A 16,862-nucleotide genomic window follows, 5' to 3' on the forward strand; every position below is an offset into this window, starting at 1 on the left:
GGCTGTTCCAGAAGCTGGTGCGCGTCGGCTTCGGCTCCAACCACGTCGACCACTGCACCCGGCTCTGCCACGCCAGCTCGGTGGCGGCACTGATGGAGTGCATCGGCTCCGGGGCGGTGACGGCCTCCTTCATGCAGGCACTGCAGTCCGACGTGGTGATCCTCACCGGCTGCAACCCGGCGATCAACCACCCGGTGGCGGCCACCTACTTCAAGCAGGCGGCGAGGAGCGGCACCAAGCTGATCATCCTCGACCCCCGCGGCCAGGCACTGGACGCCTACGCCCACCTGAGCGTGCGCTTCACCCCCGGCGGCGACGTCTCGCTCTACAACGCCATGCTCCACGTCATCGTCGACGAGGCCCTGTACGATCCGGCCTATATCGCGGCCCACACCGAGGGCTTCGAGGCGCTCAAGGCCCATGTGCGCGACCTGACCCCCGAGGCGATGTCGCCGGCCTGTGGTGTCGCCCCCGAGCAGATCCGCGAGCTCGCGCGACTCTACGCCACCGCCGACAAGGCGATGATCTTCTGGGGCATGGGCATCTCCCAGCACGTGCATGGGACCGACAACGCCCGCTGCCTGATCTCACTGGCCCTGGCCTGCGGCCAGACCGGGCGTCCCGGCACCGGCCTGCACCCGCTGCGCGGCCAGAACAACGTCCAGGGCGCCTCCGATGCCGGCATGATTCCCATGGTGCTGCCCGACTACCAGCCGGTGACCGACGCCCAGGTGCGCAGCGCCTTCGAGGAGCTCTGGAACACCGAGCTCGATCCCGAGCCGGGGCTCACCGTGGTGGAGATCATGGATGCCATCGCGGCTGGAACCATCAAGGGGATGTATATCCTCGGCGAGAACCCGGCGATGTCCGACCCGGACCTGGACCACGCCCGGGCCGCGCTGGCCAAGCTCGAGCACCTGGTGGTGCAGGACCTCTTCGTCACCGAGACCGCCCAGTTCGCCGACGTCATCCTGCCGGCCTCGGCCTGGCCGGAGAAGGACGGCAGCGTGACCAACACCAACCGCCAGGTGCAGCTGGGCCGTGCCGCCGTGCCGCTGCCCTTTGATGCCAAGCCTGACTGGTGGATCATTCAGCAGCTCGCCAACCGCCTCGGCCTGGGCTGGGACTACGCCCACCCCAGCGAGGTGTTCGCCGAGATGAAACGCGGCATGGCGTCACTGGATCACATCACCTGGGAGCGGCTGGAGCGCGAGAGCTCGGTGACCTACCCCTGCCCGGCCGACGACGCTCCCGGAGCCGACGTGGTGTTCTCGGACGCCTTCCCCACCGCGAGCGGGCGGGCGAGGTTCACCCCGACCCGGCCGCTGCCGCCGGACGAACCCATCGACGGCGACTACCCCACGGTGCTGATCACCGGGCGTCAGCTGGAGCACTGGCATACCGGCTCCATGACCCGTCGCAGTCGGGTGCTCGACGACCTCGAGCCCGAGGCGGTGGCGAGCCTGGCCCCGGCCGAGCTGATGCGCCTGCGGCTGGCGCCGGGCGAGCCGATCACCATCACCACCCGGCGTGGCGATATCACGCTGAAGACGCGGGTCGACCCGCTGATGACGGAGGGGATGGTGTTCGTGCCCTTCTGCTACGTGGAGGCGGCGGCCAATATCCTGACCAACCCGGCGCTCGACCCCGACGGCAAGATCCCCGAGTTCAAGTATGCCGCCTGCCGTCTGGAACGAGCGGAAGTGGCGCTGGCGGACAGCGATTGAATATGGAGGATGGCCCATGATGATCGTCGAGCTGATCGATGGCGATGATTTCCGTGATCGCCTGGTGGCGCTGGGTCTCGAGGTGGCGGCGGGGGCGAGCCCCGAGGCGTGTGCCGAACGTGCCGCCGCCGCATACGCCAGTGGCAAGCTGGCAGGGCTGCCTGGTCTGGTCGATGAATTGGTGCATCGGCGGGACGTGGTGCTACCGGCAGTACGTGACGCTATCGCCACCCAGTTGCTGCCGGCACTGGGGCGGTAGTGAGCGGTCCAACTCACCCGACGACTGTGCCACGCTATCGGCTCTACTACTCTCCGGATAGCGCCAACCTGGTGGTCCGCATGGTGCTGGAGCGTGCCGGGCTCGGCTATCGAGACGTGCTGGTCGACCGCGCCGGCGGTGGGCTCGACGACCCGGCGTTTCGCCGGCTCAACCCCCAGGGCCTGCTGCCAGTGCTGGTGGACGAGCACCAGGGCACCGCGCTGTTCGAGACAGGGGCGATCCTGCTCACGCTCGGCGAGCGGTGCCACCCCGAGCGCCTGGCCATGGCGACCACGCGTAGCGCACTGCTGGCATGGCTGTTCTTTCTCTCCAACACCTTGCACGCTGAGTTGCGGCTCTGTTTCTACACCGCGCGCTTTGCACCCGAGCCTGAGGCGGCCCGGGCGCTGCGCGGCCAGGTGCGCTTGCGGTTGTTGAAGCACCTGGCGCTACTCGAGGCCCAGGCTGACCACGGTCGGGGCCCCTGGCTGTTGCCTGAGGGCGAGAGCGTGCTCGATCCCTATCTGGCCTGCCTGGTGCGCTGGCTGCAGCTCTACCCGCTCGACGATCCTGGCCCCGAGCTGCCCTGGGAGCGGCTGCCGTGCCTGGAGGCCTTGCTGAAGGATCTGGCCGCCCAGCCGGCGATTCGGCGCGCCGCGTCCTGCGAGGGCATCACCGGGCGGCTGTTCGTCGCCCCTGACTATCCGCAACTGGACCTGCGTGCCGTGACCGGACGCGGGTGAAGTAAGAAGTAAGGCAGCCCCGTTGCAATGGCGGCGGGGCCCGAGCTCAGTGCTGTATCACCGGGTCGCCCAGTAGGGACGCCGGCCGGTCGGCATGGCCGGCCGGCGTCGTAGGTTAGATGTTGGAATCAGGGAAGGCGGCCTTGCGCGTGGCCATGTAGTCGAGCAGGGCCTCGTCGATCGCCGGGTCCAGGGGGGGCGCCTCGTATTCGGCGAGCAGTTTCTTCCAGCGGGCGTTGGCGCGCTGGGCCATGTCCAGCCGGCCGTCTGCATCCCACTGCTCGAAGCTGTTGTTGTCGGTGATCGGCGAGAGGTAGAAAGCGTCCTTGAAGTTGGCTTGGGTGTGCGTGCAGCCCAGGAAGTGCTTGCCGGGGCCGACCTCGCGAATGGCGTCCATGGCCTGGCCGTTCTCCGACAGGTCGACGCCCTTGAGCAGGGTCTGCATCATACCGGTCTGGTCGGCGTCCATGATGAACTTCTCGTAACCCATGGCCAGTCCCCCTTCCAGCCACCCGGCCGAGTGCAGCGCGAAGTTGACGCCACCCAGGGTGGTGGGCAGCAGGGTGTTGGCGCTCTCGCTGGCGGCCTGGGCGTCGGGCAGCTTGGAGGCGGTGAACGAGCCGCCGGAGCGGAAGGGCACGCCGAGACGGCGGGCCAGGTTCGCCATGACGTAGAGCACCAGCGCCGGCTCCGGTGTACCGAAGGTGGGGGCGCCGGACTGCATCGACATGGAGCTGGCGAAGCTGCCCAGCACCACCGGCGCGCCCGGGTTCACCAGCTGTATGAAGGCCATCCCGGCCATGGCCTCGGCCAGGGTCTGGGCGGCGGTGCCGGCCACGGTCACCGGGGACATGGCTCCGGCCAGGATGAAGGGGGTAACGATGCAGGCCTGGTTGGCCCGCGCATAGACCTTGGCGGCACCGAGCATGGTGTCGTCGAAGGTCATCGGCGAGTTGGCATTGATCAGATTGATCACGCAGGTGCGCGGCTTACCGGTGTCGGGATCGACCCAACGCTCGCCGAACAGGATCTTGGCCATCTCCACCGTGTCCTCAGCGCGATCGGGGTGCGTCACCGAGCCCATGAAGCACTTGTCGGAGTACTTCATGTGGCTGTAGATCATGTCGAAGTGGCGCTTGTTGACCGGCAGGTCGACCGGCTCGCAGATGGTGCCGCCGGAGTGATGGAGGCTCGGTGACAGGTAGGCGAGCTTGACGAAGTTCTGGAAGTCCTCGAGCGTGCCGTAGCGCCTTCCCCGGTCGATGTCGTGCACGAAGGGACAGCCGTAGGCGGGCACGTAGACGGTATTCGGGCCGCCGATCTCCACGTTGCGTGCCGGATTGCGCGCGTGCTGGGTGAACTGGCGTGGTGCGCTGTCCTGGATCAGTCGCCGGCACAGGCCGCGCGGCATGCGCACCCGTTCGCCCTCTACGTCGGCGCCGGCATCGCGCCAGATCTGTAGGGCCTCCTCGTCGTCCCGAAAATCGATGCCGATCTCCTCAAGGATGGTGTCGGCATTCTCCTCGATGAGGGACAGCCCTGCGTCGTCGAGGACCTCGAAGTAGGGAATGCGGCGTGTGGCGTAGGGCGCGGTCGGGGCGGCGGTGCCTTTGCCGGCGCGACGGGCGCCTCCGGCAGTGCGTGTGCGGCGGCGAGTGGTGGGGGAATCCATGGCGTTCTCCGGTGTTGTTGCTGCAGACGGTGTTGTCGCAGACGGTGTTGTCGCAGACAGTGTTGTTGGAGAGAGAACAGTATGCGGAGCTCTGGCAGAGCGACCCACGCATACCGAATTGAGTCAACCGTTGGGCATTGCCATCGCCCTGGGCGACGGCGGGTATCAGGTCGTCTCGGACGACGTGCCCCCCCAGGCCAGCGACATGATGTTGTCGGGGAAGGGGATGCGGTGCTGACGGCAGGTAGCCTCCAGGGTGTTGAGCAGCAGGCAGGCGATGGTCATGGGACCGACCCCCCCCGGCACCGGGGTGAGGGCACCGGCGACCTCGCGGGCACTGTCGAAGTCCACGTCGCCAACCAGCCGCATGCGGCCGTCGGCCTCGATGCGGTTGATGCCGACATCAATCACCGTGGCACCAGGCTTGATCCAGTCGCCTTTGACGAGGCGCGTCCGGCCCGCCGCGGCCACCAGGATGTCGGCCTGGCAACACACTTCCTCGAGTTGCCGGGTGCGCGAGTGCGCGACGGTCACCGTGCAGTGCTTCTGCAGCAGCAGGCTGGCCATCGGCTTGCCGACGATGTTGGAACGTCCCAGCACCACGGCATGTTTGCCGCTCAGGTCGCCCAGCTGGTGTTTCAGCAGCATCAGGCAGCCGAGTGGTGTGCAGGGTGCCATGCCATGTCCCCCGGTGGCGATGTTGCCCACGTTGATGGGGTGAAAACCATCGATGTCCTTGTCGGGATGGATGGCCTGGATCACGCGTGACTCGTCGACCTGGGGCGGCAGCGGCAACTGGACGAGGATGCCGTGCACTTCCGGGTCACGGTTGAGCCGCTCGATCAGGTCGAGCAGCTTGGTCTGGGGCACGCTGTCCGCCAGCCGATACTCGAACGAGGACATGCCGGCTTCACGGGCCTGGGTCGCCTTGTTGCGCACGTACACCTGGCTGGCGGGATCCTCGCCGACCAGGATCACGGCCAGCCCGGGAGTGACCAGCTCGTGCTGGCGCAGTCGGCTGACCTGGCGACCGATCTCCTCGCGAAGCCGGGTTGCCTGGGCCTTGCCATCGATCAGGGTAGACATGGTTTTTCCTCTATGTCGGGCGCCTCAGCGGAAGACGACGGTCTTGTTGCCGTTGGTAAAGACGCGATGCTCCAGGTGGTAGCGGACCGCCCGTGACAGTGCCATGTTCTCGGCGTCGCGTCCGACGGCTGCCAACTGGATGGGGCTGTACGTATGATCGACGCGTTCGACGACCTGTTCGATGATCGGCCCTTCATCCAGGTCGGTGGTGACGTAGTGGGCGGTAGCGCCGATCAGTTTGACGCCCCGATCGAAAGCCTGGTGGTAGGGTTTGGCCCCCTTGAAGCCCGGCAGGAAGGAGTGGTGGATATTGATGGCACGGCCGGCCAGCTCCTCGCAGAGGTTGGAGGAAAGGATCTGCATGTAGCGCGCCAGCACGACCAGCTCGGCCCCGGTTTCCTCGACGAGATCGAGCACCTGGCGCTCCTGCTCCTGCTTGGTCTCCGGTGTAATGGGCAGGTGGTAGAAAGGAATCTCGTGCCAGTCGGCGAGGCGCTTGAGGTCGGGGTGGTTGGAGACGATGGCCGGAATCTCCATTTTGATCTCGCCCGTGCGCTGCCGGTACAGAAGGTCATCGAGACAGTGATCGAACTTCGACACCATGATCAACACTTTGGGCGGGGTCAAAGTGTCATGCATTTCCCACTCCATGTCGTCGAGGTCGGCAACGCCATGGCCGAACTCGGTCTTGAGATCCTCCAGCTTGGGGGTGACGCCCGGTGTCGTGGCAAAGACGCAGCGCACATAGAAATTGCCGGTTTCGATTTCATCGAACTGCGCCATTTCCATGATGTAGCAGTTACGTTGGGCGAGGTAGGTGGTGAGGCGGGAAACGGTACCGATGGCCCCCTTACAGCTGGCCTTTAGCACATAGATGTTCTTCCCTTCGGTCATTGCGGACATGGCTACCCTCGGAATTGCTTGGCTGTTGTTGTTTAGACATGCATCGCAATGTACTCCCGTGCCGTCTGAGTGCATGCCTGAAGGCGACTCGAAGCATTGTCGCAGCGACCGTGCCGAAAAAGTTTAATGTTCGTAAAAAATGATGCAAATCAATTTTTTGAAAGATTCGTTCAAGACACCTAAGAGGGGCGACATGTATGGCGTTTCTTGGCATGAAGGCGTCGCCCGCATGGATGTGCTCCACGTGAGGTGAGCCTACTCTTGCTCTCGCAACCTCACCCTTGACATAACTCGGGGTGGCATGATCAGGAGCGGAGTGTCATGACAGAACAGTACAATGAAGATGAAGACTTCGATCTCAACGACCTGCCCGATGGCGAGCTGGTCGAGCAGATGCACGATGACCTTTACAACGGGCTGCGCGACGAGGTGGTCGAAGGCACCGAGATCCTGCTGGAGCGTGGCTGGAGCGCCAGCCGGGTGCTCGACGAGGCGCTGGTGGGCGGTATGGCCATCGTCGGCGTCGATTTTCGCGACGGTATCCTCTTCGTTCCGGAAGTGTTGATGGCGGCCAATGCCATGAAGGGGGGCATGGAAGTCCTGCGCCCCCTGCTGGCGGCCTCCGACTCCGAAACCGTTGGAAAGATCGTGATCGGTACCGTCAAGGGCGACATTCACGACATTGGTAAGAATCTCGTGTCGATGATGATGGAAGGGGCCGGATTCGAGGTAATCGACATCGGCATCAATATCCCGGTGGAGACCTATCTCGAGGCGCTTGAGGAGCACAAGCCGGACATTCTTGGCATGTCGGCGCTGTTGACCACCACCATGCCCTACATGAAAGTCGTCATCGATACTCTGGTCGAAAAGGGCCTGCGCGATGATGTCATCGTCATGGTCGGCGGTGCCCCGCTCAACGAGGAGTTCGGCAAGGCCATCGGTGCCGATGCCTACTGCCGTGATGCAGGGGTGGCGGTCGACATGGCCAAGGAGCTCATCGCGATGCATCGCGCCGCTTGAACCTCGGAGGTCCGCCGTCATGTCGTCCACGTTGATTATCGCCTGTGGGGCGCTGGCCAGGGAGATCAAGGCCGTGATCGCTGCCAATGGATGGCGTGACGTACGCCTGGAATGCCTGCCGGCGGATCTGCACAATCGGCCGGATCGGATACCCGACGCCGTGGGTGAGAAGCTGCAGAGAGCATCGCGCCATCAGCGCATTTTCGTGGCCTACGCCGACTGCGGCACAGGCGGATTGCTGGACGAAGTGCTAGCCGAGCATGGCGCCGAACGGTTGCCGGGGGCGCACTGCTACGACGTCTATGCCGGGGAGTCGGTGATCGCGGCGCTCAGCGAGCAGGAGCCGGGTACCTTCTATCTGACCGACTTCCTCGTGCGCCACTTCGATCGTCTGGTCATCCAGGAGCTCGGCATTGCACGGCATCCCGAACTCGCGAGTCTCTATTTCGGCCAGTATCGCTGCCTGGTCTACCTCTCGCAGCGTGACGATCCTGCGCTGCAAGCGGCGGCCCGACGTGCCGCCGCAGGACTCGGACTCTCCTTCGAATACCGGCATACCGGCTACGGCGAGCTGGCGACCTCCCTGGTCCGCCTGGTCTCGGAGCCGGCCACTGAGGGGCAGGCAACATGACAACACTGACTATCGTCAGCTGGCGGGACATTCCCGCCCAGGTGATCGCCAAGCAGGGCCGCAAGAGCGCCAAGGTGCTGCTGTCGCCGCGCTTCCAACACGCCATCGATCGGGCCGCCATGCGTGCCGGCAAGGGCGGTTCGGAGGCGTACATGGCCGACTGGCAGCGCAGCACGCCGCGCGAATGCGGCGACGACCTGCAAGCCGAAGCCGAGGCCGAGGCGGCGCGCCTCGAGGCGCATTTCGACGATGAGGCGCTCAAGCAGTTGGTGCGCCAGAAGGGGCTGGCCCTGCCTGCCTAAACGAACGCCACGACAACAACAAAGGCCATGACCGCGGTTCCCGATCACGGGGGCGTAGGGCGAGGAGGGCGAGGATGTACAAGGTGAGGCGCTGGGTGGTCCGTCACGCCCGGCTATTCGAATGGGTGTACCGGAGCTTCGAGCCGCTGCTGGTCAAGCTGCATCCGCTGTGGCGGCGGATCGGTTATGAGCGGGCCGAGGCCCCGGTCAAGGCCATCGAGAAGGGCGTCAAGGGCCTGTTGTTCGATTGCCAGATGTGCGGACAGTGTGCGCTCTCCACCACCGGCATGTCGTGCCCCATGAACTGCCCCAAGAACCTGCGCAACGGCCCCTGCGGTGGGGTTCGTGCCGACGGCCACTGTGAGGTCAAGCCGGAGATGCGCTGTGTCTGGGTGGAGGCCTGGGAGGGCAGCCGCCGGATGAAGTATGGCGATCGCATCCAGGTGGTGCAGCAGCCGGTCGACTTCCGCCTGAAGGATTCCTCTTCCTGGCTGCGCGTGGTGCGCAAGCTGGCCGATCAACCCCGCGAGTGCGCGGATAGCGGAGCTGTGAAATGAAGTTCGATGACGAGCCCGTGCCGGGCTACTCACTGCCGATCCTGCCGGGGCACGTCTCGCCCGGTCGCCTGGAGCGCGTGCTGCGTGCCGGCAAGTTCGCCATCACCAGCGAGATCGACCCTCCGGACTCCGCCGACCCGGCCGAGGTGCTCAAGCGCGCGGCGATCTTCGATGGCTACGTGGATGCCATCAACGCCACCGACGGCTCCGGTGCGCACTGCCACATGTCCAGCGTAGGGGTCTGCTCGCTGCTCACCCGGGTGGGCTACGCCACCATCTTGCAGATTTCGTGCCGCGACCGGAATCGCATCGCCATGCAGGGCGAGATCCTGGGGGCGGCGGCCATGGGCGCCTGCAACCTGCTGTGCCTTACCGGCGACGGCGTCCAGGCCGGCGACCATCCCCAGGCCAAGCCGGTGTTCGATCTCGACTCCATGTCGCTGCTGGAGATCGCCCGTGGCATGCGCGACGAGTGCCGTTTCCAGAGTGGGCGCAAGATCGACATGCCGCCGCGCATCTTCCTCGGTGCCGCCGAGAATCCCTTCGTGCCGCCCCTGGAGTGGCGGCCCCATCGGCTGGCCAAGAAGGTGGCCGCCGGGGCGCAGTTCATCCAGACCCAGTACTGCTTCGACATCCCCCGGCTGCGCGACTTCATGCTCAAGGTGGGCGACCTGGGGCTGCTCGAGGGGCCGGACCGCGTCTTCATCCTGCCCGGCATCGGGCCGCTTGCCTCGGCACGCAGCGCCCGCTGGATCCGTGAGAACGTGCCCGGCGTGCACATCCCGGATGCCGTGGTCAAGCGTCTGGAAGGGGCCAAGGACCAGAAGGAGGAGGGCAAACGACTTTGCATGGACCTGCTGAACGAGATCCGTGAGATTCCGGGTGTCAGTGGCGCCCACATCATGGCCTACCGCCAGGAGCACACCGTGGCCGAGATCATCGAGACGACCGGCATACTGGAGGGGCGCGTGCCCTGGTATCCGGGGCGCGACAACCCGTCCGAACTCAATCCCGAATCGCCTGAGGCTCAGCCCGAAGCGCTCGAGCCCGTCCAGGGATGACGGTGCTTGTCAGGGATGACGACACCGCCAATCACGTCCGCCCTGATGACAACGTTAGATAGCAACAACAAGACACCACCATTGAGGAAGTACCATGACCGACACCGTCATCAGCTCGCACAAGAAGGAAGTCGTGATCGGCTTCGAGCGGCCCTTCGTGGTCATCGGCGAGCGCATCAACCCCACCGGGCGCAAGCAGCTGGCCGCGGAAATGGCCGCCGGCGACTTTTCCCGCGTGGTCCAGGACGTCGAGGCGCAGCTGGCGCATGGTGCGCACATGCTGGACGTCAACGCCGGCATTCCGCTGGCCGATGAGCCGGCGATCCTGGCCCAGACCATCGAGCTGGTGCAGTCGCTGACCGACGTGCCGCTGTGCATCGACTCCTCCATCATCAAGGCGCTGGAGGCGGGGCTTGCCGTCTACAAGGGCAAGGCACTGGTCAATTCGGTCACTGGCGAGGAAGAGAGCCTCGAGGCGGTGCTGCCGCTGGTCAAGAAGCACGGTGCCGCCGTGGTGGCGATCAGCAACGACGAGACGGGCATCTCCCAGGATCCTGACGTGCGCTTCGGCATTGCCAAGAAGATCGTCGAGCGCGCCGCCGATCACGGCATCCCCGCCTGTGATGTGGTGGTCGACCCGCTGGTGATGCCGATCGGTGCGGTGGGCAGCGCAGGTCGACAGGTGTTCGCCCTGTGCCACCGGCTGCAGAAGGAGCTCAAGGTCAACACCACCTGCGGGGCCTCCAACGTCAGCTTTGGCCTGCCCAATCGCAACGGCATCAATGCGGCGTTCATGAGCATGGCCATTGCCTCGGGGATGACCTCGGCGATCACCAACCCGCTGCACTCGGAGATCATGACGTCCATCATGGGCGCCGACGTGATGATGGGGCACGACCCCGACTGCATGCGCTGGATCCAGAAGTACCGTGAGCCACCGGCAGCGGGGGCGGACGGGGCCGAAGGGCGCGGGCGGCGTCAGACCCGCCGTCGCCGTTCCGTGACCTGAGCGCGGATTGCGGCAAGACCATAATAACGAATAACGCAAGCGCCTCTACATGAGGCGCTTCGCTCTCCTGAACGAATCTCTGGCGGACGGAGGTCCCCATGTCCGATGCTGACGATGCTCTCGTAGTCTTCACCCCTTCCGGTCGCCGAGGGCGTTTCCCGGTGGGGACCCCGGTGCTGGAGGCCGCCCGCGCACTGGGGGTCGATATCGATTCGGTCTGCGGGGGGCGCGGGCTGTGCGGCCGTTGCCAGGTCGACCTCTGTGAGGGGCATTTCTCCAAGCATGGGGTGGCCTCCTGGGCCACGCACCTCACCGCCAAGAGCGACGCCGAGCAGGCCTGGGAGAAGCGGCGCGGGCCGCTGCGCGACGGACGTCGTCTGAGCTGCTCGACCCAGCTGCTCGGCGACGCCGTGATCGACGTGCCCTCATCGAGCCAGGTGCACCGCCAGATCGTGCGCAAGCGCGCCGAGGTGCTCGATATCGAGCTCGACCCCATCGTGCGTCTCTACTACGTGGAGGTGCAGGAGCCGGACATGCACGTGCCCGCGTCCGACCTGCGCCGCCTCAAGGACGCCCTGGCCTACGAATGGCACCTGGCCGATCTGGAGAACGATATCCGTGTCGTCCAGCAACTGCAGGAGGCCCTGCGCCGAGGCGGCTGGGGCGTGACGGTGGCGGTCTACGACGACCGGCGCATCATCGGCGTGTGGCCGGGCTTCCAGTCGCAGGTCTACGGCATGGCGGTGGACGTGGGTTCGACGACCATCGCCGCGCACCTGTGCAACCTGCAGACCGGCGAGGTGGTCGCCTCCGCCGGACGAATGAATCCACAGATCCGCTTCGGCGAGGATCTGATGAGCCGGGTCTCCTACATCATGATGAACCCCGGCGGCGACCAGGCCATGACGCGCTCGGTGCGAGATGCCTTGAACGAACTCACCTTGGAACTGGCCACCGAGGCGAACGTGCACGTGGACGCCATCCTTGAGGCGACTTTCGTCGGCAACCCGATCATGCAGAGCCTGGTGTTCGGCATCAATCCGGTGGAACTGGGCGGCGCCCCCTTCGCACTCGCCACCGACGAGGCCATCGACGGGCTGTGGGCCACCGAGATGGACCTGGTCATCCACCCCAATGCCCGGGTCTATGGCCTACCCTGCATCGCCGGGCACGTGGGGGCCGATACCGCGGGAATGATCCTCTCCGAGACGCCCTACCTGGGCGAGGAGCTGATGCTGCTGGTCGACGTGGGCACCAACGCGGAGATCGTACTGGGCAACCGCCATCGCCTGCTGGCCTGCTCCAGTCCCACCGGTCCTGCCTTCGAGGGCGCCCAGATCAGCGGCGGGCAGCGGGCGGCCGCCGGCGCCATCGAACGGGTGCGCATCGACCCGCTGACGCTCGAGCCGCGCTACAAGGTGATCGGTTGCGAGCTGTGGTCCGATGAGCCGGGCTTCGACGACGCCGTGGCCCCCCACGGGGTCACCGGCATCTGCGGCTCGGGCATCATCGAGGTCATCGCCGAGATGTACCTGGCCGGCATCATCAACCAGGACGGTGTCGTGCAGGGCGGCCTGGCGGCGCGCAGCGAACGGATCGTGGCCGACGGGCGCACCTTCTCCTACGTGCTGCATTGCAACGACAGCCGCACCCTGGCCATCACCCAGAACGACATTCGCGCCATCCAACTGGCCAAGGCGGCGCTCTACGCCGGTATCCGCCTGCTGATGGAGCAATTCGGTGCCGACCACGTCGATCGCATTCGTCTTGCCGGGGCCTTTGGTGCCCATATCGACGTCAAGTACGCCATGATCCTGGGGCTGATCCCCGACTGCGACCTGGAGCACGTCACCTCGGCGGGCAACGCCGCCGGCACGGGCGCGCGCATCGCCCTGCTGAGTCGCAAGGCACGCCGCGAAATCGAGGAGGTGGTGCTCCGTGTGGAGAAGGTGGAGACCGCCACGGAGCCGCGCTTTCAAGACCACTTCGTGGGTGCCATGGCGATCCCCCATCGCCACGACCCCTTCCCGCAGCTGCGCACTCAGGTGACCCTGCCGGCGGCGACGGAGGAGAGCTCCGCCGCCTCGCGCGGCGGCCGGCGGCGCCGTCGCCAGGGGGTCTCCCCCTAGACCTGTCGGCGGCACGTTTCAAGCAGCCAGCCTTGCAATTGCCCGCCAATGTGGGGCCACACAAAATGACACGAAAGGTGGTTGGCAAAACACCAAGTATATTAGGAGAAGGCCCCGATGAGCTATCGGCTGGGCATCGATACGGGCGGTACCTTTACCGACGCGGTCCTCCTGGATGAGGCCGATCAGGTGGTGGCGATGGCCAAGCGCCTGACGACGCGTATGGATCTCCAGCAGGGCATCGCCGATGCCGTGGCGGCGCTGCCCGCCGACCTGCTGTCCCAGGTCGAGCTGGTGTCGCTGTCGTCGACCCTGACCACCAATTCGGCGGTGGAAGGCAAGGGCGCGCCGATCGGTGTGCTGCTGATCGGCTATGACGAACGCCAGGTCCAGGCGACAGGACTGGTTTCGCTGCTGGGCGCCAGCAGCCTGAGCCGCCTGGGCGGTGGTCATGACGCCGGCGGCCATGAGCTCGCCCCCCTGGATGAAGCGGCCCTGCGCGAGACGGTGCTGGCCTGGCGGGAGCGTGTATCGGCCTTTGCCGTCTCGGCCTCCTTCAGTGTCCGCAACCCGGCGCACGAGCGGCGCGCGGCCGAACTTGTGCATGAGCTGACCGGCAAGCCGGTGACCTGCGGTCATGAACTGGCGGCCTCGCTGGGGGCGCCGCGGCGCGCCATGACCGCGGCGCTGAACGCGCGCATGATCGCCTACGTGGCGCAACTCATCGAGGCGGTCCGGGGGCTGTTGCACCGCCACCGAATTACCGCGCCGCTGATGATCGTCAAGGGCGACGGCTCACTGGTTTCCGCCGACAGCGCCATCCTCCAGCCCATCACCACCGTGCTGTCCGGGCCGGCGGCCAGCGTCAACGGCGCCATGATGCTGAGCGGCCACCGCAACCTGATCGTCGCCGACATGGGCGGCACCACCACGGACATCGCCGTGGTACGCGACGGCTTGCCGACGCTCTCCTTCGACGGCGCCCGGGTGGGGGACTGGCGCCCCATGGTGGAAGCCATCAAGCTCTATTCCATCGGCCTGGGCGGCGACAGTGAAGTGGCCTTCGATCCCGGCCGGGGCCTTGCCATCGGGCCACACCGCGTGGTGCCCATGAGCCTGCTGGCCAGCCAGCACCCCGAGCTCCACGTGGCCCTGCAGCGGCAGCTCAACATTCCCCCGGGCAGCAACCACAATCGCTTCGCCATGCGCCTGCAGCACGACGAAGCGCTCTTGGGTCAGCTCAGCCCTGATGAACACAACGCCTGGGCGCGCCTGGCCGAAGGGCCGGTGGAGATGCTGCGTGCCGTCGAAGAGGAGCGCTGGCTAGCCAGGGCGCTGACCCGTCTGGAGCGTCGCGGCCTAGTGATCTTCAGCGGCTTCACACCCACCGATGCCGCCCATGTCCTGGGGGTCTCACATCACTGGGATGCCGAGGCCGCCCGCCTGGCGGCGATCATCTGGGCCAAGCGCATGCGCCGCCAATACGGGCTCGGGCGCTGGCCGGAAGGCGATGCGGAAGCCCCCTCTCGCGAGATCTTTGCCCGGGTGGTCAAGGCCATCGCCACCAAACTGATCGAGGCGGGCCTGCACGATGCCGACAGTGATGCCCAGCAGGAACGCTTGGCAGCCTCGCTGGCCGCACTGATTATGCGTGGCGCACCCGGAGCCGCCAAAGCGCTGTCACTCTTCTCACTCAATTTTGCACCGACATTGCCAATCGTCGCGGTGGGCGGTCCGGCCCCTACCTACTATCCAGCCGTCGGCGAGGCGCTGGGTGCCGAGGTTGTACTGCCACCCCAAGGTGAAGTGGCCAATGCCGTGGGCACCTTGCTCGCCCAGGTGGTCCAGCGAGTCCACATTACGGTACTGCAGCCGATTCGCGGCTGCTTTCGGGTCTTCCTGCCGGAGGGGCCTTGCGATCACTCCACGCTGGAGGCCGCCTATGCGATGGCTCGACAGTCCGGTGCCGAGCGCGCCGAAGCGCTGGCCTGGCGGGCGGGAGCAGCCGAGGTAGAGGTGCGCTTCGAGGTCGACGAAAATCGCGTCAATAATGACATCGATGGGGAGGTCTTTTTCGAAGCAAGGGTGACGGCCGTGGCCATTGGGCCTCCGTTCCGCAACCAGACATGACAAGCCAAAGGCCTGCCATGCCTGAATGCATGTTGACGCTTGTACGGGATGGGTGAAAAAGGGCTCTGTGCAAACCGGCTCGACGCTCAGCGATGATTGAACGCTGAAATGTGCAGGTCCTTATCTTCGCTTTTTTCGCCTGGAACGAGCCTGCCCTGTTGACGTTTTTCCACTGCCCTCGGTGGCTGAGGAAAACTCACCTAGCAGGTGACGAATCACCTCCAGCCTGGGTCGCTCACCAGGCGGTCTTTCTTCTAGCGCGCTCCGCATTTTAGCGATATGCTTCGGTCTGGTGCCACAGCAACCGCCAATAATTCTGGCCCCGGCATCTCTGGCCAGAACGGCATAATCAGCCATAAGCTCAGGTGTTCCATTGTAGCAAATATGACCATTTGCATATTTAGGGATGCCTGCATTCCCTTTGGCAATAACAGGGAGCGGCGGACTTGGTTCAGTAAATTCCAGAACCGTTCGCATCAGATCGGAGGCGCCCACGCCGCAGTTTGCTCCAAACGCTACCGGTGAATGAGGAAGCTGGCCAACAAGCTCTGTCAAGCCCTGGGGAGTCACGCCCATCATGGATCGACCGGCTGTATCAAAGCTCATTGTTCCGCACCAGGGCATTTCTGCCAGCTTAAACGCTTCACTGGCAGCCTGGAACTCTTCCGTCGCGGAGATGGTTTCCAGCCAGAGTATGTCTGCACCGCCCTCCTTGAGTCCTTCTGCCTGCTCGTGAAAAATCTCTACCATCTGCTCGTAGGTCATACTGCCAAGCGGAGCCAACATCTCACCGGTCGGCCCTACCGAGCCTGCGACAATAATGGTGCGATGCTGTCTATCTGCTACATCCCGTGCTATTTCAGCAGACAATCGTGACAATTCTCGTGCCCGGTGTTGGGCGCCATGCAGTTTGAGTCGCGCAGCATTGCCGCCAAAAGAGTTGGTCAGAAACAGGTCGCTCCCGGCCTCTACGGTACTAGAATAAAGCTGAGCAATCCTGTCCGGATGCTTTTCATTCCATAGTTCTGGCGCATCACCTGACTGCAGTCCCATATCGAACAGGTTGGTGCCAGTAGCACCATCAGTTAACAGCCAATCACGAGACGCCAGAAGCTTGCTAAATTTACCATCCATTACACTTGCTCCAAAGTATCATTGCTCAGATCCTGGCGCCCCCGCCTACGCTGAGCAAACTTTTTTATTCATGCGCAACTTGAGCCACTTGAATATTGAAAACAATGTAATCTAGACCGGCTCGGCCTCGCTGCCGGGCCAGCTTGTGGGTGCGCCCGAGGGGGTCGGCGGCGGTCATCATCGACTTGCCCTGGCCGGAGCCGGGGGCGCTGATCAGGGCGGCGTGGCACTCGCCGCGAATCGTGGTCGTCATATCACCTCACAGGAACGAAGACGGGGGCGCCATCGACCTCGGCGGTGGCCAGGCGCTGGCCGTAGAGGCGCTCCAGGGCGCGGGGCTCGAGCATGCTGTCGCGCGGCCCCCAGCACGCCTCGCCGTCCGGGTAGAGCAGCAGCAGGCGGTCGCACCAGCGCGCCGCCAGGTTGAGATCGTGCAGGCACATCATCACCGCCTGGCCGGCGGCGGCCTGCTCGGCCAGCAGCGCCATCACCGCGG

At 65.2% G+C, this 16,862-nt stretch carries 16 protein-coding genes and 1 pseudogene; 11 read left to right on the forward strand and 6 right to left on the reverse strand.

Going from position 1 to position 16,862, the window contains the following annotated elements:
- The 3 genes from HOP52_RS19030 to HOP52_RS19040 form a co-directional block, all read left to right on the forward strand.
- The coding region (locus HOP52_RS19030; protein WP_238979113.1) for a molybdopterin oxidoreductase family protein at positions 1-1,727 on the forward strand (1,727 nt) is incomplete at its 5' end.
- A 16-nt stretch (positions 1,728-1,743) separates the two neighbouring features.
- The gene (locus tag HOP52_RS19035; RefSeq protein ID WP_238979114.1) at positions 1,744-1,986 is read left to right on the forward strand and encodes a hypothetical protein; all 243 of its coding nucleotides are present in this window, start codon (positions 1,744-1,746) and stop codon (positions 1,984-1,986) included.
- A complete protein-coding gene (locus HOP52_RS19040) occupies positions 1,986-2,729 on the forward strand; it encodes a glutathione S-transferase family protein (protein WP_238979115.1) in 744 nt (247 codons plus the stop codon). Before HOP52_RS19035 ends, HOP52_RS19040 begins: the two co-directional genes overlap by 1 nt.
- 115 nt (positions 2,730-2,844) lie before the next feature.
- Here the strand turns inward: HOP52_RS19040 and HOP52_RS19045 are convergent, their stop codons facing one another.
- From HOP52_RS19045 to purU, 3 genes are all read right to left on the reverse strand, one after another.
- Positions 2,845-4,401, reverse strand: a complete 1,557-nt coding sequence (locus tag HOP52_RS19045; protein WP_238979116.1) for a trimethylamine methyltransferase family protein — start codon at positions 4,399-4,401, stop codon at positions 2,845-2,847.
- Between the two features lie 165 nt (positions 4,402-4,566).
- Complete coding sequence (gene folD, locus HOP52_RS19050; protein WP_238979117.1) at positions 4,567-5,487, reverse strand: bifunctional methylenetetrahydrofolate dehydrogenase/methenyltetrahydrofolate cyclohydrolase FolD; 921 nt, start codon at positions 5,485-5,487, stop codon at positions 4,567-4,569.
- Between the two features lie 24 nt (positions 5,488-5,511).
- Positions 5,512-6,390 carry a formyltetrahydrofolate deformylase gene (purU, locus tag HOP52_RS19055; protein ID WP_238979118.1) on the reverse strand — a complete coding sequence of 293 codons (879 nt, stop codon included), beginning with the start codon at positions 6,388-6,390 and terminating at the stop codon, positions 5,512-5,514.
- A gap of 321 nt (positions 6,391-6,711) precedes the next feature.
- On the opposite strand from purU, the gene HOP52_RS19060 reads away from it, so the two are divergent.
- The 8 genes from HOP52_RS19060 (at position 6,712) to HOP52_RS19095 (ending at position 15,232) form a co-directional block, all read left to right on the forward strand.
- Positions 6,712-7,413 (forward strand): corrinoid protein, encoded by a 702-nt coding sequence (locus tag HOP52_RS19060; RefSeq protein WP_238979119.1) that lies wholly within the window; start codon positions 6,712-6,714, stop codon positions 7,411-7,413.
- A gap of 19 nt (positions 7,414-7,432) precedes the next feature.
- On the forward strand, positions 7,433-8,044 hold the full coding sequence (locus HOP52_RS19065; RefSeq protein WP_238979120.1) for a DUF1638 domain-containing protein: 612 nt from the start codon (positions 7,433-7,435) through the stop codon (positions 8,042-8,044).
- A complete protein-coding gene (locus tag HOP52_RS19070; protein WP_238979121.1) occupies positions 8,041-8,346 on the forward strand; it encodes a virulence factor in 306 nt (101 codons plus the stop codon). Before HOP52_RS19065 ends, HOP52_RS19070 begins: the two co-directional genes overlap by 4 nt.
- A 74-nt stretch (positions 8,347-8,420) precedes the next feature.
- A complete protein-coding gene (locus HOP52_RS19075) occupies positions 8,421-8,903 on the forward strand; it encodes a methylenetetrahydrofolate reductase C-terminal domain-containing protein (RefSeq protein ID WP_238979122.1) in 483 nt (160 codons plus the stop codon).
- Positions 8,900-9,964 carry a methylenetetrahydrofolate reductase gene (locus tag HOP52_RS19080; protein ID WP_238979123.1) on the forward strand — a complete coding sequence of 355 codons (1,065 nt, stop codon included), beginning with the start codon at positions 8,900-8,902 and terminating at the stop codon, positions 9,962-9,964. Before HOP52_RS19075 ends, HOP52_RS19080 begins: the two co-directional genes overlap by 4 nt.
- Before the next feature lie 94 nt (positions 9,965-10,058).
- Complete coding sequence (locus HOP52_RS19085; RefSeq protein WP_238979124.1) at positions 10,059-10,973, forward strand: dihydropteroate synthase; 915 nt, start codon at positions 10,059-10,061, stop codon at positions 10,971-10,973.
- 98 nt (positions 10,974-11,071) lie between these two features.
- The gene (locus tag HOP52_RS19090; RefSeq protein ID WP_238979125.1) at positions 11,072-13,102 is read left to right on the forward strand and encodes an ASKHA domain-containing protein; all 2,031 of its coding nucleotides are present in this window, start codon (positions 11,072-11,074) and stop codon (positions 13,100-13,102) included.
- Between the two features lie 117 nt (positions 13,103-13,219).
- Positions 13,220-15,232 (forward strand): hydantoinase/oxoprolinase family protein, encoded by a 2,013-nt coding sequence (locus tag HOP52_RS19095; RefSeq protein WP_238979126.1) that lies wholly within the window; start codon positions 13,220-13,222, stop codon positions 15,230-15,232.
- Positions 15,233-15,352: 120 nt separating this feature from the next.
- Here HOP52_RS19095 and bmt read toward each other — a convergent pair whose 3' ends face one another.
- The 3 genes and pseudogenes from bmt to HOP52_RS19110 all read right to left on the reverse strand — a co-directional run.
- Positions 15,353-16,366, reverse strand: a complete 1,014-nt coding sequence (gene bmt / locus HOP52_RS19100; RefSeq protein ID WP_238979127.1) for a betaine--homocysteine S-methyltransferase — start codon at positions 16,364-16,366, stop codon at positions 15,353-15,355.
- Between the two features lie 64 nt (positions 16,367-16,430).
- Positions 16,431-16,619 carry a hypothetical protein gene (locus tag HOP52_RS19105; RefSeq protein ID WP_238979128.1) on the reverse strand — a complete coding sequence of 63 codons (189 nt, stop codon included), beginning with the start codon at positions 16,617-16,619 and terminating at the stop codon, positions 16,431-16,433.
- Between the two features lies 1 nt (position 16,620).
- Positions 16,621-16,862 (reverse strand): annotated as a pseudogene (locus HOP52_RS19110) (ABC transporter ATP-binding protein); the annotation flags it as partial.

This window comes from Billgrantia campisalis (assembly GCF_022341425.1).
Taxonomy (GTDB): Bacteria; Pseudomonadota; Gammaproteobacteria; order Pseudomonadales; family Halomonadaceae; genus Halomonas; species Halomonas campisalis.

Coding starts and splice junctions, on each gene's coding strand:
- HOP52_RS19035 (WP_238979114.1), top strand. CDS start 1,744: ATGATGATCGTCGAGCTGATCGATGGCGATGATTTCCGTGATCGCCTG.
- HOP52_RS19045 (WP_238979116.1), bottom strand. CDS start 4,401: ATGGATTCCCCCACCACTCGCCGCCGCACACGCACTGCCGGAGGCGCC.
- folD (WP_238979117.1), bottom strand. CDS start 5,487: ATGTCTACCCTGATCGATGGCAAGGCCCAGGCAACCCGGCTTCGCGAG.
- purU (WP_238979118.1), bottom strand. CDS start 6,390: ATGTCCGCAATGACCGAAGGGAAGAACATCTATGTGCTAAAGGCCAGC.
- HOP52_RS19060 (WP_238979119.1), top strand. CDS start 6,712: ATGACAGAACAGTACAATGAAGATGAAGACTTCGATCTCAACGACCTG.
- HOP52_RS19065 (WP_238979120.1), top strand. CDS start 7,433: ATGTCGTCCACGTTGATTATCGCCTGTGGGGCGCTGGCCAGGGAGATC.
- HOP52_RS19070 (WP_238979121.1), top strand. CDS start 8,041: ATGACAACACTGACTATCGTCAGCTGGCGGGACATTCCCGCCCAGGTG.
- HOP52_RS19075 (WP_238979122.1), top strand. CDS start 8,421: ATGTACAAGGTGAGGCGCTGGGTGGTCCGTCACGCCCGGCTATTCGAA.
- HOP52_RS19080 (WP_238979123.1), top strand. CDS start 8,900: ATGAAGTTCGATGACGAGCCCGTGCCGGGCTACTCACTGCCGATCCTG.
- HOP52_RS19085 (WP_238979124.1), top strand. CDS start 10,059: ATGACCGACACCGTCATCAGCTCGCACAAGAAGGAAGTCGTGATCGGC.
- HOP52_RS19090 (WP_238979125.1), top strand. CDS start 11,072: ATGTCCGATGCTGACGATGCTCTCGTAGTCTTCACCCCTTCCGGTCGC.
- HOP52_RS19095 (WP_238979126.1), top strand. CDS start 13,220: ATGAGCTATCGGCTGGGCATCGATACGGGCGGTACCTTTACCGACGCG.
- bmt (WP_238979127.1), bottom strand. CDS start 16,366: ATGGATGGTAAATTTAGCAAGCTTCTGGCGTCTCGTGATTGGCTGTTA.
- HOP52_RS19105 (WP_238979128.1), bottom strand. CDS start 16,619: ATGACGACCACGATTCGCGGCGAGTGCCACGCCGCCCTGATCAGCGCC.